The 14,672-nt window shown below is 53.9% G+C and carries 12 protein-coding genes; 7 read left to right on the top strand and 5 right to left on the bottom strand.

Going from position 1 to position 14,672, the window contains the following annotated elements; genetic code table 11:
* Positions 1-29: 29 nt before the first annotated feature.
* Complete coding sequence (locus HV261_RS22650) at positions 30-893, bottom strand: YjjW family glycine radical enzyme activase (RefSeq protein ID WP_202039576.1); 864 nt, start codon at positions 891-893, stop codon at positions 30-32.
* On the bottom strand, positions 865-2,415 hold the full coding sequence (locus HV261_RS22645; protein WP_202039575.1) for a YjjI family glycine radical enzyme: 1,551 nt from the start codon (positions 2,413-2,415) through the stop codon (positions 865-867). The genes HV261_RS22650 and HV261_RS22645 overlap by 29 nt, the downstream gene beginning before the upstream one ends.
* A 261-nt stretch (positions 2,416-2,676) precedes the next feature.
* On the opposite strand from HV261_RS22645, the gene deoC reads away from it, so the two are divergent.
* From deoC to deoD, 4 genes are all read left to right on the top strand, one after another.
* The gene (gene deoC, locus HV261_RS22640; RefSeq protein WP_003019042.1) at positions 2,677-3,456 is read left to right on the top strand and encodes a deoxyribose-phosphate aldolase; all 780 of its coding nucleotides are present in this window, start codon (positions 2,677-2,679) and stop codon (positions 3,454-3,456) included.
* Positions 3,457-3,562: 106 nt separating this feature from the next.
* On the top strand, positions 3,563-4,885 hold the full coding sequence (gene deoA / locus HV261_RS22635) for a thymidine phosphorylase (RefSeq protein ID WP_202039574.1): 1,323 nt from the start codon (positions 3,563-3,565) through the stop codon (positions 4,883-4,885).
* 51 nt (positions 4,886-4,936) lie between these two features.
* A complete protein-coding gene (gene deoB / locus HV261_RS22630) occupies positions 4,937-6,160 on the top strand; it encodes a phosphopentomutase (RefSeq protein WP_042312511.1) in 1,224 nt (407 codons plus the stop codon).
* Positions 6,161-6,355: 195 nt separating this feature from the next.
* Entirely contained in the window at positions 6,356-7,075 is a 720-nt protein-coding gene (gene deoD / locus HV261_RS22625) for a purine-nucleoside phosphorylase (RefSeq protein WP_000224864.1), read from the top strand.
* A 99-nt stretch (positions 7,076-7,174) separates the two neighbouring features.
* On the opposite strand, the gene lplA is transcribed toward deoD, so the two are convergent.
* Entirely contained in the window at positions 7,175-8,191 is a 1,017-nt protein-coding gene (gene lplA / locus HV261_RS22620; RefSeq protein ID WP_202039573.1) for a lipoate--protein ligase, read from the bottom strand.
* 21 nt (positions 8,192-8,212) lie between these two features.
* Positions 8,213-8,854, bottom strand: a complete 642-nt coding sequence (locus HV261_RS22615; RefSeq protein ID WP_137383800.1) for a YtjB family periplasmic protein — start codon at positions 8,852-8,854, stop codon at positions 8,213-8,215.
* A 116-nt stretch (positions 8,855-8,970) separates the two neighbouring features.
* Between HV261_RS22615 and serB the strand changes: the two genes are divergently transcribed.
* From serB to nadR, 3 genes are all read left to right on the top strand, one after another.
* Complete coding sequence (gene serB, locus HV261_RS22610; RefSeq protein ID WP_202039572.1) at positions 8,971-9,939, top strand: phosphoserine phosphatase; 969 nt, start codon at positions 8,971-8,973, stop codon at positions 9,937-9,939.
* A 108-nt stretch (positions 9,940-10,047) separates the two neighbouring features.
* Positions 10,048-11,430 carry a DNA repair protein RadA gene (gene radA, locus HV261_RS22605; RefSeq protein WP_182270471.1) on the top strand — a complete coding sequence of 461 codons (1,383 nt, stop codon included), beginning with the start codon at positions 10,048-10,050 and terminating at the stop codon, positions 11,428-11,430.
* 140 nt (positions 11,431-11,570) lie between these two features.
* On the top strand, positions 11,571-12,800 hold the full coding sequence (gene nadR / locus HV261_RS22600; protein ID WP_411961646.1) for a multifunctional transcriptional regulator/nicotinamide-nucleotide adenylyltransferase/ribosylnicotinamide kinase NadR: 1,230 nt from the start codon (positions 11,571-11,573) through the stop codon (positions 12,798-12,800).
* 100 nt (positions 12,801-12,900) lie between these two features.
* Here nadR and ettA read toward each other — a convergent pair whose 3' ends face one another.
* A complete protein-coding gene (ettA, locus tag HV261_RS22595) occupies positions 12,901-14,568 on the bottom strand; it encodes an energy-dependent translational throttle protein EttA (RefSeq protein WP_202039571.1) in 1,668 nt (555 codons plus the stop codon).
* Positions 14,569-14,672: the final 104 nt, after the last annotated feature.

The raw sequence follows: 14,672 nt of genomic DNA, 5'->3' as shown, positions 1-14,672 counted from the left end.
CGGATAAGGCATAGCCGCCATCCAGCATTTCACAGGTACAGCGCCGGGAAGATCACATTATCCACGCCGCGCTTGCGTAACGCATTTGCCAGTTGTTCCACATCTCCCGGCGTGGCACTCGACCAGGATTGCGCTTCGCCATACACCCCATGCGCATGAAAGGCATTAAGCCGCACAGGCACGTTACCTAAGCGATGAATAAACGCAGACAGCGGGTCGATGTGTTGCAGATAGTCTACCTGACCGGGGATCACCAGCAGGCGTAATTCCGCGAGTTTTCCCTGGTCTGCCAGAAAAATAATACTGTTTTTAATCAGAGCATTATCACGCCCTGTCAGTTGCAGATGACAGGCGCTATCCCAGGCTTTTAGATCGAGCATTGCACCGTCGCAAACCGGTAGCAGCTTTTGCCAGCCGGTTTCGCTCAGCATGCCGTTGCTGTCCACCAGGCAGGTGAGATGCCGCAGATGCGGATCGCTTTTGATCGCGCTAAACAGCGCCACGATAAACGGCAACTGGGTGGTTGCTTCGCCGCCGCTGACCGTCATTCCTTCAATAAACGGCGAGGCTTTACGAACATGCTGCAGCACCTCATCCACGCTCATGGTCAGCGTCATCGGCGTGGCCTGCTGAGGACACATATGCAGGCAGGTATCGCATTGCTGGCAAATATCAGATTGCCACCATACTTTTCCCGCGCTCAGACTCAACGCTTCATGCGGGCAATGCAGCACACATTCCCCGCAATCGTTGCAACGTCCCATCGTCCACGGGTTGTGGCAATTCTTACAGCGCAAATTGCACCCCTGCAGGAACAGGGCCAGGCGACTCCCCGGCCCGTCGACGCAGGAGAAGGGAATCAGCTTACTGACTAAAGCGCATCTGCTGTTCATGGCTGATCACTCGGGGTTGTCGTTGCAGAATACGCGTATTGCGCGCGGCTTCTTCACCCAGCCAGGTGGTGTTGGTGCGAGATCCTTCGGTGCGATATTTTTCCAGATCCGACAGGCGCACCATGTAGCCGGTCACACGGACCAGATCGTTGCCGCTGACGTTGGCGGTAAACTCGCGCATACCGGCTTTAAACGCGCCGAGGCAAAGCTGTACCAGCGCCTGCGGGTTACGTTTGATGGTTTCGTCCAGCGTGAGAATATCGCTGATCCCGGCGTGATAATACGCATGATGCGGCGCGACGGTTTGCAGATGGGTGATGGGATCGGGTTCATCACCATAAGGCAGGCGAGCGCCCGGCGTGGTGCCGATATCAGAACTGATACCCGACTGCGCATGCAGCATCGCGCGCTGCTTCCAGCCATATTTCACCGGTGTGTTGGCCACAAAGTCAGCGAGCTGGGCGCTAATACGATAACCAAGTTGATTAGCGTACTCATCTTTGCCGTAGCGAGCGTTCTCCCCCGCCTTATCGCACAGCAGGTTTACGGCTTCTGCCAGGCCGTACATGCCAAACATAGGCACAAAACGTTCGGGATCGATCAACCCTTCCTGCACCAGGAAGCTATTCTCAAAGAAATGTGATTTCTCGTAGAGGAATTCACATCGTGAATCAATGATGGCGATTTGCTGTTGGCAGTAATGCGGTAGGGTGCGCGTAAAGAAGTCATCGACAGAGGTACTGCGCTCTGCAATGGCTTTCAGATTGAGTCTGACCAGCGTACTTCCGCCGCCCGCAAGTGGCAGTGAGTTGTAACAACTGACGACGCCATAGTGGCCTTTTGTGAAAATTTTATCATTTTCAGGGCCGTTAGAAATGTGCGGTTTACTGCATTCGCAAATATTTTGCGCGACGTTGAGCAGCAGATCGTCAGGGGTAATTTGCGGATCATAAATAAATGTCAGATTGGGAGAAACCTGCTTTAGCTCTGCATCTGCGCGTAAAATTGCCCGCGTTACAGGCGTGTCGGCAGGGCCGATATTGGCGTGCATAAACGCATCAGGCAGCGTTCTGTCGAGATAACGCCAGAAACGTTTTATTCGAATATCGATCTCGTCTTGTGTTAGAATTCTAACATACGGTTGCAGCAACGCATCGAGTTGACCGAGGTACACCGGCATCGACGTCACTGACGGAACGTGGTGGTAAAGAATGGTGAGTAAGGATAATGCGTCATCGAGATCCTTTGCGCCTTCCAGTTCCAGCCATGATGAACCGTTGGCCAGAAAACGCGCGTAATCGGGTAATACGTAGCGCGGTTTGAACGGAGCATGACCTTCGTACATATCGCAGATAACCCCGTCATCCAGCGCCTGGCGTGCTTGTGCAGGCAGTTGCGGATACGGCAGCGCGTTTTCAGCCTCCAGCGCCAGAAAATGGCGTTTCTGCTCAGGGCTGAGCACTGGACTGGTCACGATTTGTTGGCAGCGTTGTTGCAGCGCGAGTTCGCTTGACGTGGGCATCGTTGATTCCTTTATGTACTGAAGGTTAAGCGTCATTGTAGGAAGCAACGCAGCGCCAACCTTTGATCCGGATGCGCCTGATGTCACCGCATGTCGCCAGCAAAGGTCATTTATTTGAAGTAGATCTCATTAGAGTAATGCAAATCTGTATGTGGTTTTCATTAACTGTGATGTATATCGAAGTGTAATAGCGAGCGGATGTTAGAATACTAACAAACTCGCAAGGTGAAATTTTATACGGCGATGCCGTTGGAGAATGTTATGACCGATTTAACAGCAAGCAGCCTGCGTGCACTGAAACTGATGGACCTGACCACCCTGAATGACGACGACACGAATGAGAAAGTGATCGCGCTGTGTCATCAGGCGAAGACCCCGGTTGGCAACACTGCCGCAATCTGCATCTATCCGCGTTTCATCCCTATTGCGCGTAAAACTCTGAAAGAGCAGGGCACACCGGACATCCGTATTGCCACCGTGACTAACTTCCCGCATGGCAACGACGATATCGAGATCGCGCTGGCGGAAACCCGCGCGGCGATTGCCTACGGCGCCGACGAAGTTGATGTGGTGTTCCCGTATCGTGCACTGATCGCTGGTAATGAGCAGATTGGTTTTGATCTGGTTAAAGCCTGTAAAGACGCGTGCGCAGCGGCCAATGTGCTGCTGAAAGTGATCATTGAAACCGGTGAACTGAAAGAAGAAGCGCTGATTCGCAAAGCGTCTGAAATCTCCATCAAAGCCGGTGCTGATTTCATCAAAACCTCTACCGGTAAAGTTCCGGTAAATGCGACGCCGGAAAGCGCACGCATCATGATGGAAGTGATCCGCGATATGGGTGTTTCTAAAACGGTTGGTTTCAAACCGGCTGGTGGCGTGCGTACCGCTGAAGATGCGCAGCAGTTCCTGGCCATTGCCGACGAACTGTTTGGCGCTGACTGGGCCGATTCCCGCCATTACCGTTTTGGTGCATCCAGCCTGCTGGCGAGCCTGCTGAAAGCACTGGGACATGGTGACGGTAAGAGCGCAAGTAGCTACTAAGTTTTATTGCCCATCGTAGGCCGGATAAGGCGCAAGCCGCCATCCGGCATGAATACGACTTGCCGGGTGGCGCATTGCTTACCCGGCCCATAATCGGGAGGTTCCCTTGTTTCTCGCACAAGAAATTATTCGTAAAAAACGTGATGGTCATGCGCTGAGTGATGAAGAAATTCGTTTCTTTATTAACGGTATTCGCGACAACACCATCTCTGAAGGGCAAATCGCCGCCCTGGCGATGACCATTTTCTTCCACGATATGACAATGCCTGAGCGTGTTTCGCTGACCATGGCAATGCGTGATTCAGGAACCGTGCTGGACTGGAAAAGTTTGCAGCTGAACGGCCCGATTGTGGATAAACACTCTACCGGCGGCGTGGGTGACGTGACGTCACTGATGTTAGGCCCGATGGTTGCAGCCTGCGGCGGCTTTATCCCGATGATCTCCGGGCGCGGTCTGGGGCATACCGGCGGTACGCTCGATAAACTGGAAGCGATCCCGGGATTTGATATCTTCCCGGACGATACGCGTTTCCGTGAAATTATTAAAGACGTGGGTGTGGCGATTATTGGGCAAACCAGCTCGCTCGCACCGGCGGACAAACGTTTTTATGCCACCCGCGATATCACCGCGACGGTGGATTCCATTCCACTCATCACGGGTTCCATTCTGGCTAAAAAGCTGGCGGAAGGACTGGATGCGCTGGTGATGGACGTCAAAGTAGGTAGTGGCGCCTTTATGCCGACCTACGAGCTCTCTGAAGCCCTTGCCGAAGCGATTGTTGGCGTGGCAAACGGTGCGGGGGTTCGTACCACCGCGTTGTTAACCGATATGAATCAGGTACTGGCCTCCAGTGCGGGTAACGCGGTTGAAGTCCGTGAAGCGGTGCAGTTCCTGACCGGTGAATACCGTAATCCACGCTTGTTCGACGTCACGATGGCGCTGTGCGTGGAAATGCTGATTTCCGGTAAACTGGCGAAAGATGACGCCGAAGCCCGTGCGAAATTGCAGGCCGTACTGGATAACGGTAAAGCGGCAGAAATTTTTGGCCGCATGGTTGCGGCGCAGAAAGGCCCAACCGACTTCGTCGAAAACTATGCGAAGTACCTGCCGACGGCAATGCTCAGCAAAGCGGTATATGCTGATACCGAAGGTTTTGTCAGCGCAATGGATACCCGGGCGCTGGGGATGGCGGTCGTTTCCATGGGCGGCGGTCGTCGTCAGGCTTCGGACACCATTGATTACAGCGTCGGTTTCACCGACATGGCGCGTCTGGGCGACAGTGTTGATGGTCAGCGTCCGCTGGCGGTAATTCACGCCAAAGACGAAGCCAGCTGGCAGGAAGCGGCGAAAGCGGTCAAAGCGGCAATCAGCCTTGACGACAAAGCGCCAGAAATTACACCGACAGTCTATCGTCGTATAACCGATTAACTGTATACTGATCTGATCGCTTTTTTGCGGCGCAGATGTATGGAGAACAAGATGAAACGTGCATTTATTATGGTGCTGGACTCCTTTGGTATTGGTGCGACTGAAGATGCGGATCGCTTTGGCGACGTAGGCTCAGACACTATGGGACATATTGCAGAAGCCTGTGCGAAAGGCGAAGCTGACAATGGTCGCAAAGGCCCACTGAATCTGCCTAACCTGACCCGTCTGGGCCTGGTGAAAGCTCACGAAGGTTCTACCGGTAAAATTGCTGCGGGTATGGACGGCAACGCGGAAGTGATTGGTGCCTACGCATGGGCGCATGAACTTTCTTCCGGCAAAGACACGCCGTCTGGCCACTGGGAAATCGCAGGTGTTCCGGTTCTGTTTGACTGGGGTTATTTCTCCGATCATGAAAACAGTTTCCCGCAGGAACTGCTGGATAAACTGGTAAAACGTGCCAACCTGCCGGGCTACCTCGGCAACTGCCACTCTTCCGGTACCGTGATTCTGGATCAACTGGGCGAAGAACATATGAAAACCGGCAAGCCGATTTTCTATACCTCCGCTGACTCCGTATTCCAGATTGCCTGCCACGAAGAAACCTTTGGCCTGGATAAACTCTACGAGCTGTGTGAAATCGCTCGTGAAGAACTGACCGAAGGCGGCTACAACATTGGCCGTGTTATCGCGCGTCCGTTTATCGGTGACAAGGCCGGTAACTTCCAGCGTACCGGTAACCGTCACGACCTGGCCGTTGAGCCGCCAGCGCCGACGGTACTGCAGAAACTGGTCGATGAGAAAAAAGGTCATGTCGTGTCCGTGGGTAAGATTGCGGACATCTACGCGAACTGCGGTATCACTAAAAAAGTGAAAGCGACCGGTCTGGACGCGCTGTTCGACGCCACCATCAAAGAGATGAAAGAAGCGGGTGATGAGACAATCGTCTTCACTAACTTTGTTGATTTTGACTCTTCCTGGGGCCACCGTCGCGATATCGCTGGCTATGCTGCCGGTCTGGAGTTGTTCGACCGCCGTCTGCCAGAGCTGATGGAGCTGGTAGGTGAAGATGACATTCTGATCCTGACCGCTGACCACGGCTGTGACCCGAGCTGGACCGGTACCGACCATACCCGTGAACACATTCCGGTGCTGATTTACGGCCCGAAAGTGAAACCGGGTTCTTTAGGCCACCGTGAAACCTTCGCGGATATCGGTCAGACGCTGGCGAGCTACTTTGGTACGTCGCCGATGGACTACGGTAAAAACATGCTGTGATACCCGTTGTCTTTCGCGCTGTCGATGCGTTGACTTCATTCGCTCACCCCGGTCACATAGTGAATCTATGCTCCCGGGGATTCACGAATTCGTCGCCTTTCTACATCGCGAAATCCTTAGGGTATTTGAATACGTTTTGTAGGCCTGATAAGGCGTAGCCGCCATCAGGCAATAACAACAAGATAAGGATAAAAGATGGCTACCCCACATATTAATGCAGAAATGGGCGATTTCGCTGACGTAGTTTTGATGCCGGGCGACCCGCTGCGTGCTAAGCACATTGCTGAAACTTTCCTCGAAGATGTCCGTGAAGTGAACAACGTTCGCGGCATGTTAGGTTTCACCGGGACTTACAAAGGCCGTAAGATCTCCGTGATGGGTCACGGTATGGGTATCCCGTCCTGCTCCATCTACACCAAAGAGCTGATCACTGATTTCGGCGTGAAGAAAATCATTCGCGTAGGCTCCTGTGGCGCTGTGCGTATGGACGTCAAACTGCGTGATGTGGTTATCGGTATGGGTGCTTGCACTGACTCCAAAGTTAACCGTATCCGCTTTAAAGATCATGACTTTGCCGCTATCGCTGATTTCGACATGGTGCGCAACGCAGTTGATGCGGCAAAAGCGCTGGGCGTTGACGCGCGCGTGGGCAACCTGTTCTCCGCTGACCTGTTCTACTCACCGGACGGTGAAATGTTCGACGTGATGGAAAAGTACGGCGTACTGGGCGTGGAAATGGAAGCGGCGGGTATCTATGGTGTTGCGGCTGAGTTTGGTGCGAAAGCGCTGACCATCTGTACCGTGTCCGACCATATCCGTACTCACGAGCAGACCACTGCCGCTGAACGTCAGACGACCTTCAACGACATGATCAAAATCGCACTGGAATCCGTTCTGCTGGGCGATAAAGAGTAAGCGTTGTGATGCCCGGTGGCGCTTTGCTTACCGGGCCTGCCATTCTTCTCGTAGGCCGGATAAGGCATCGCCGCCATCCGGCATTTTTCTGGCCAGTGCTTAACGCACCGCCCCGGCAATCCATGCCGACAGCTCGCGTAACTCTTTCTCCTGCTGTGGGAAATCAACCAGCAGCGCCTCGCACTCCTGTTGCAGCCTATCCGCCCGATACAAACACCCTTGCAGACGACCCGCCAGCGCTTCTAACGGTGTGGGGTTGAGGCTGTCGGTAAACACCTGTGCACGGGTAATGTGCCCCTTCTCAACGTCAAAATGCAGCTCTACGCCGCCCCAGGTGAAGCGTTCGTCCAGCAGATGTGAAAACGCTGGAGCTTGGCCAAAGTTCCACTCCCAACTGCTCTGGCGGGCAAAGGTTTCGGCAAAATTCGGCAGATCCGGCATTTTATCGGGAGAGATAATTTCGGCATCTACGCGTTCGCCGTAGTGTTCAAAAAAGGCTTCTGTAACAGCCTTACACACCTGTTCGTGGGTAATGCCCGGTAACAGCTCAGTCAAATTGGCAACTCGCGAGCGCACAGAGGTAATCCCTTTTGCGGCAAGTTTCTTTTTATCGGGGTTCAGGTAGTTGGCCAGTCGACTGAGATCGGCATTCAACAGCAGCGTGCCGTGGTGAAATCCGCGATCCTTGGTTTCCCGATATGCGGAACCAGAGACTTTGCGATCGCCCTCGGCGGTTTTAACCACCAGATCGTTACGCCCGGAGGCATCGGCGTTTACACCCAGCGAATTCAACGCATTCAGTACGATAGCCGTGGAGATGGTTTTGTCATACTCCGGTTTGCCGGCCATAAAGGTAAAGCAGGTATTCCCGAGATCGTGAAATACCGCGCCGCCGCCGCTGCTGCGACGTGCCAACCGCACGTTGTCCTCTTCCATTCGGCGGGTGTTACACTCTTTCCATGGGTTTTGCGCACGGCCAATAACCACCGTATCGGCGTTACGCCATAAAAACAGGACGCGCTGCGTGGCGGGCATCTGGCGGAAAATGCACTCTTCAACGGCCAGGTTAAACCAAGGATCGTGAGAGTCAGAGATAAGCAGGCGTAGTGTGGTCATGGTCGATTTCCTTTCTTTGAATTACTCTTTTTTCTCGTTGTCTTCTTCCTGTACCGGTTTGTTCGCGGTCAGCAGGAAAGGGGATTGCTGCCAGCGGGTACGCTTGCCTTGCAATAATGTACGTGTGAGGACTACGCCAATAGCCAGTGACAGGAGCAGCATCAGGCGTAAGATGTTGGTGGTGTTGTCTACCTGCTTCGCTTCGGTGGCAAGCGTGTGGGTGTCGAGTGTCAGGCGCAGATAACCCAGTGGGCCGTTTCTCCCCTGAATGGGCTCAACGATTTGCTGATTAAAATAGCCCCCGGCTTTTTTGCCATCGAGCGCCAGTCGGTCACGGACGTTGACGCTCTCACCGGTGCGGGTAATCAGATCGCCCTGTTCATCGTACACCCCGGCATCCAGAATGCGGCTACTCTCCGTTAACTGCGTGAGTACGGCTTTGATGCGTTTTTCATCCGGTGTTTCGGTACGCATCAGCGGCGCGACGTTTAAGGTGACCTGGCGGGCCAGTGTACGCGCCAGTTCTTCCAGCTGCGGATTACGTTGCTGCTGGTGGCTTTGACTAAACCAGGATGCACCCTGCATCAGGGCGACAAGCAACGCGAGACAGGACAATACAATCACTGCACGATGAAGTCGGAATTTCAGTTTTGCGCGAGCCATATTCCACCTGCTGAAAATTTGAGGCTTAATGTTGCCAGAAGCGCTGGTTACAGGGTAGCCTCATGCGTTATTTTCCGCTGGATGATTCCGACCCGAACGATTTTACAGGAGCTTTAATGCCTAACATTACCTGGTGCGATCTACCCGAAGATGTCTCTCTGTGGCCAGGTCTGCCCCTTTCATTAAGCGGTGATGAAGTCATGCCGCTGGACTACCACGCGGGCCGCAGTGGCTGGCTGCTGTATGGTCGTGGGCTGGATAAACAGCGTTTAACGCAATACCAGAGCAAACTGGGTGCGGCGATGGTGATCGTTGCGGCCTGGTGCGTCGAGGATTATCAGGTGATTCGCCTCGCGGGGTCGTTAACACCGCGCGCGACAAAACTGGCGCATGACGCCAAACTGGATGTTGCGCCATTAGGTAAAATCCCCCATCTGCGTACGCCAGGGCTACTGGTGATGGATATGGACTCTACGGCTATCCAGATCGAATGTATCGACGAAATCGCCAAACTGGCCGGAACGGGCGAAATGGTTGCGGAAGTGACCGAACGCGCGATGCGCGGCGAACTGGATTTTACCGCCAGCCTGCGCAGCCGCGTTGCCACCCTGAAAGGCGCCGATGCCAACATTCTGCAACAGGTGCGCGAAAACTTACCGCTGATGCCTGGCCTGACGCAACTGGTGTTGAAGCTGGAAACGCTCGGCTGGAAAGTGGCTATTGCCTCCGGTGGTTTTACCTTCTTTGCGGAATACCTGCGTGAAAAACTGCGGCTGACTGCCGTGGTGGCGAATGAGCTGGAAATCATGGACGGTAAATTTACCGGCAATGTGATTGGCGATATCGTTGATGCGCAGTACAAAGCCAATACCCTGACCCGTCTGGCGCAAGAGTATGAAATCCCGATGGCGCAGACGGTAGCGATCGGCGACGGTGCCAACGATCTGCCGATGATCAAAACGGCAGGACTGGGGATCGCCTACCATGCAAAACCCAAAGTGAATGAAAAGACGGAGATCACTATCCGTCACGCTGATCTGATGGGCGTGTTCTGCATTCTCTCCGGCAGCATGAACCAGAAATAGTTTTGATGTCGGATGGCGGCTACGCCTTATCCGACCTACGGAAATATGACTGTAGGCCGGATAAGCGCCAGCGCCATCCGGCAAAAGTGTTAACAAAAGAGGTTAAACGTGGCAAAAGCTCCAAAACGCGCCTTTGTTTGTAATGAATGTGGGGCCGATTACCCACGCTGGCAGGGGCAATGTAGCGCCTGCCAGGCCTGGAACACCATTACCGAGGTACGCCTTGCGGCATCGCCGACAGTGGCGCGTAACGAGCGGCTCAGCGGCTACGCCGGGAATGCGGGTGTCGCAAAGGTGCAGAAGCTGTCTGATATCAGCCTTGAGGAGCTGCCGCGTTTTTCGACCGGTTTTAAAGAGTTCGATCGCGTACTGGGCGGCGGTGTGGTGCCGGGTAGCGCCATTCTGATTGGCGGCAACCCCGGCGCGGGGAAGTCGACGCTGCTGCTACAAACGTTGTGTAAGCTTGCCGAGCAGATGAAAACCTTGTACGTCACCGGGGAAGAATCTTTGCAGCAGGTCGCGATGCGTGCACACCGACTGGGTCTGCCGACGGCGAATCTGAATATGCTGTCGGAAACCAGCATTGAGCAAATTTGCCTGATTGCGGAAGAAGAACAACCGAAGCTGATGGTTATCGACTCCATTCAGGTGATGCATATGGCGGATATTCAGTCTTCGCCAGGCAGCGTGGCGCAGGTGCGGGAAACCGCCGCTTACCTGACGCGCTTTGCTAAAACGCGTGGTGTAGCGATTGTGATGGTCGGCCATGTCACCAAAGACGGGTCGCTGGCCGGGCCAAAGGTGTTGGAGCACTGTATTGACTGCTCGGTGCTGCTCGACGGTGACGCAGATTCTCGTTTCCGTACCCTGCGTAGCCATAAAAACCGCTTTGGCGCGGTGAATGAGCTGGGCGTCTTCGCGATGACCGAACAGGGACTGCGCGAAGTCAGCAACCCTTCAGCTATCTTTTTAAGCCGCGGTGATGAAGTCACCTCCGGCAGTTCGGTGATGGTGGTCTGGGAAGGGACACGCCCGTTACTGGTGGAGATCCAGGCACTGGTCGATCACTCGATGATGGCGAATCCTCGGCGCGTAGCGGTCGGGCTGGAACAAAACCGCCTGGCGATTTTACTGGCGGTGCTGCACCGCCATGGCGGCCTGCAAATGTCTGACCAGGACGTGTTCGTCAACGTGGTTGGCGGCGTCAAAGTCACCGAAACCAGTGCCGACCTGGCGCTGCTGTTGGCAATGGTTTCCAGCCTGCGCGACAGGCCGTTACCACACGATCTCGTGGTCTTTGGCGAAGTGGGGCTGGCAGGTGAAATTCGCCCGGTTCCCAGCGGTCAGGAGCGTATTTCGGAAGCCGCGAAGCACGGCTTCCGTCGGGCGATTGTGCCTGCCGCCAACGTACCGAAAAAAGTGCCGGAAGGGATGCAGGTTTTTGGCGTTAAAAAGCTTGCAGATGCGTTAAACGTGTTTGACGACTTATAATTCTCTGTATGCACTGATGTTGTATAATTTGCCGGATGGCGACGCAATGCGTCTTATCCGGCCTACGGATTGATGTTGTAGGCCTGATAAGCGAAGCGCCATCAGGTAGTGTTACGCGATTTTTCCAGCAGGAGGCTCTTGTGTCATTTGATTATCTGAAAACCGCCATTAAGCAAAAGGGCTGTACCCTGCAACAAGTGGCGGATGCCAGTGGCATGACCAAGGGCTATCTCAGCCAGTTGTTGAATGCCAAAATCAAAAGCCCCAGCGCGCAAAAACTGGAGGCGCTGCACCGTTTTCTCGGACTCGAATTTCCTCGCCAGCAGAAGAATATCGGTGTGGTATTCGGTAAGTTTTATCCGCTGCATACCGGTCATATCTATCTTATTCAGCGCGCCTGTAGCCAGGTAGATGAACTGCATATCATCATGGGCTATGACGACACGCGCGACCGCAGTCTGTTTGAAGACAGCGCCATGTCACAACAGCCAACGGTCTCCGATCGTCTGCGCTGGCTGTTGCAGACCTTCAAATATCAGAAAAATATCCGTATTCATGCCTTCAATGAAGAGGGCATGGAGCCGTACCCGCACGGCTGGGACGTGTGGAGCAACGGGATCAAAACGTTTATGCAGGAGAAGGGGATTCAGCCTAACTGGATCTACACCTCTGAAGAGTCAGATGCCCCGCAGTATCTTGAACATCTGGGTATTGAAACGGTACTGGTTGATCCCAAACGGACATTTATGAGCATCAGCGGCGGACAAATTCGAGAAAACCCATTCCGCTACTGGGAATATATCCCGACTGAAGTGAAACCGTTTTTCGTGCGCACCGTGGCGATCCTCGGTGGAGAGTCGAGCGGCAAATCGACGCTGGTGAATAAGCTCGCCAACATCTTTAACACCACCAGTGCGTGGGAATATGGCCGTGATTACGTCTTTTCCCATTTGGGGGGCGATGAGATGGCGTTGCAGTACTCGGACTACGATAAGATTGCGTTGGGACAGGCGCAGTACATTGATTTTGCGGTGAAATATGCCAATAAGGTGGCATTTATCGACACTGACTTTGTGACCACTCAGGCATTCTGTAAAAAGTACGAAGGGCGTGAGCATCCGTTTGTGCAGGCATTGATTGACGAATACCGCTTTGACCTGGTGATCCTGCTGGAAAACAACACCCCGTGGGTGGCGGATGGATTACGCAGCCTTGGGAGTTCGGTTGACCGTAAGGCATTTCAGTCCCTGCTGGTGGAGATGCTACAGGAAAACAACATCGATTTTGTCCACGTGGAAGAGCCTGACTATGATGGCCGGTTCCTGCGCTGTGTGGAGTTGGTGAAAGAACTGATGGGTGAGCAGAGGTAGGTTTTAATGCCGGATGGCGCTGCGCTTATCCGGCCTACAAGTCGCACTAACCTCGTTGGCCGGATAAGGCGTAACGCCGCCATCCGGCGCTTAACGGTAATTACTTAGCAATACGCTTGTACTTAATACGCTTCGGCTCCAGCGCATCAGCGCCCAGCGTGCGTTTCTTGTACTCTTCGTATTCGGTAAAGTTACCTTCAAAGAATTCGACTTTACCTTCATCCTGGTAATCCAGAATGTGGGTGGCGATACGGTCAAGGAACCAACGGTCGTGCGAGATAACCATTGCACAGCCAGGGAACTCCAGCAAGGCGTTTTCCAGCGCGCGCAGGGTTTCGATATCCAGGTCGTTGGTCGGTTCATCGAGCAGCAGCATATTACCGCCAACCTGCAACAGTTTTGCCAGGTGCAGACGACCACGCTCACCGCCGGACAGTTCGCCTACGCGTTTACCCTGATCAACACCTTTAAAGTTGAAGCGGCCTACGTAGGCACGGCTTGGCATTTCGGTGTTGCCGATACGCATAATATCCAGCCCGCCGGAGACTTCTTCCCACACGGTTTTGCTGTTGTCCATGGCATCACGGAACTGGTCAACAGATGCCAGCTTCACGGTTTCACCCAGTTCAATGGTGCCGCTGTCAGGCTGTTCCTGACCGGACATCATGCGGAACAGAGTGGATTTACCTGCACCGTTCGGGCCGATGATACCGACAATGGCCCCTTTCGGTACTGAGAAGCTCAAATCGTCAATCAGTACGCGATCGCCGTAGGATTTACGCAGATTGGTCACTTCAACGACTTTATCGCCCAGACGCGGTCCTGGTGGAATAAACAGTTCGTTGGTTTCGTTACGTTTCTGGTATTCGGTATTGTTGAGTTCTTCAAAGCGTGCCAGACGGGCTTTGCCCTTAGACTGACGGCCTTTCGCCCCCTGACGTACCCACTCCAGCTCTTTCTCAATGGATTTACGACGAGCGGCTTCCTGAGAGGCTTCCTGAGCCAGACGCTGATCTTTCTGTTCCAGCCATGAGGAGTAGTTACCTTCCCACGGAATACCTTCACCACGGTCAAGCTCCAGAATCCAACCGGCTACGTTATCGAGGAAGTAACGGTCGTGGGTAATCGCCACCACGGTGCCTTCAAAGTCGTGCAGGAAGCGTTCCAGCCACGCGACGGATTCGGCGTCCAGGTGGTTCGTCGGTTCGTCGAGCAGCAGCATGTCTGGTTTTTCCAGCAGCAGGCGGCACAGTGCGACGCGGCGACGTTCACCACCGGAGAGCTTCTCAATTTTGGCATCCCAGTCCGGCAGACGCAGGGCATCGGCGGCACGTTCGAGCTGTACATTCAGATTATGACCGTCATGTGCCTGAATGATTTCTTCGAACTTACCCTGTTGTGCAGCAAGTTTATCGAAGTCGGCATCCGGCTCGGCGTACTTGGCGTACACTTCATCCAGGCCTTTCAGTGCGTTAACCACTTCGGCAACCGCTTCTTCAACGGATTCACGAACAGTGTGTTCCGGGTTCAGCTTCGGTTCCTGTGGCAGGTAACCGATCTTGATACCCGGCTGCGGACGTGCTTCACCCTCGATATCGGTATCAATGCCGGCCATGATGCGCAGCAGGGTAGATTTACCCGCACCGTTCAGACCGAGCACCCCAATTTTGGCGCCAGGGAAGAAGCTCAGAGAGATGTTTTTAAGAATATGACGTTTCGGCGGTACGACTTTGCCGACACGATGCATGGTATAAACGAATTGAGCCACGTGGACTTCGCCTCTTTTATAGTGATGAATAGAGTTTTCAAAGGCGAAGTGTAGCCTTTTTCATTGCCCAATCCCAGCCAGCAGATCTCACTCGCAACAAAAGT

Source organism: Citrobacter sp. RHBSTW-00671 (assembly GCF_014103415.1).
Lineage (GTDB): Bacteria > Pseudomonadota > Gammaproteobacteria > Enterobacterales > Enterobacteriaceae > Citrobacter.
This window is presented reverse-complemented; position numbering and strand designations above follow the sequence as displayed.

Coding starts and splice junctions, on each gene's coding strand:
- HV261_RS22650 (WP_202039576.1), bottom strand. CDS start 893: ATGAACAGCAGATGCGCTTTAGTCAGTAAGCTGATTCCCTTCTCCTGC.
- HV261_RS22645 (WP_202039575.1), bottom strand. CDS start 2,415: ATGCCCACGTCAAGCGAACTCGCGCTGCAACAACGCTGCCAACAAATC.
- deoC (WP_003019042.1), top strand. CDS start 2,677: ATGACCGATTTAACAGCAAGCAGCCTGCGTGCACTGAAACTGATGGAC.
- deoB (WP_042312511.1), top strand. CDS start 4,937: ATGAAACGTGCATTTATTATGGTGCTGGACTCCTTTGGTATTGGTGCG.
- deoD (WP_000224864.1), top strand. CDS start 6,356: ATGGCTACCCCACATATTAATGCAGAAATGGGCGATTTCGCTGACGTA.
- lplA (WP_202039573.1), bottom strand. CDS start 8,191: ATGACCACACTACGCCTGCTTATCTCTGACTCTCACGATCCTTGGTTT.
- HV261_RS22615 (WP_137383800.1), bottom strand. CDS start 8,854: ATGGCTCGCGCAAAACTGAAATTCCGACTTCATCGTGCAGTGATTGTA.
- serB (WP_202039572.1), top strand. CDS start 8,971: ATGCCTAACATTACCTGGTGCGATCTACCCGAAGATGTCTCTCTGTGG.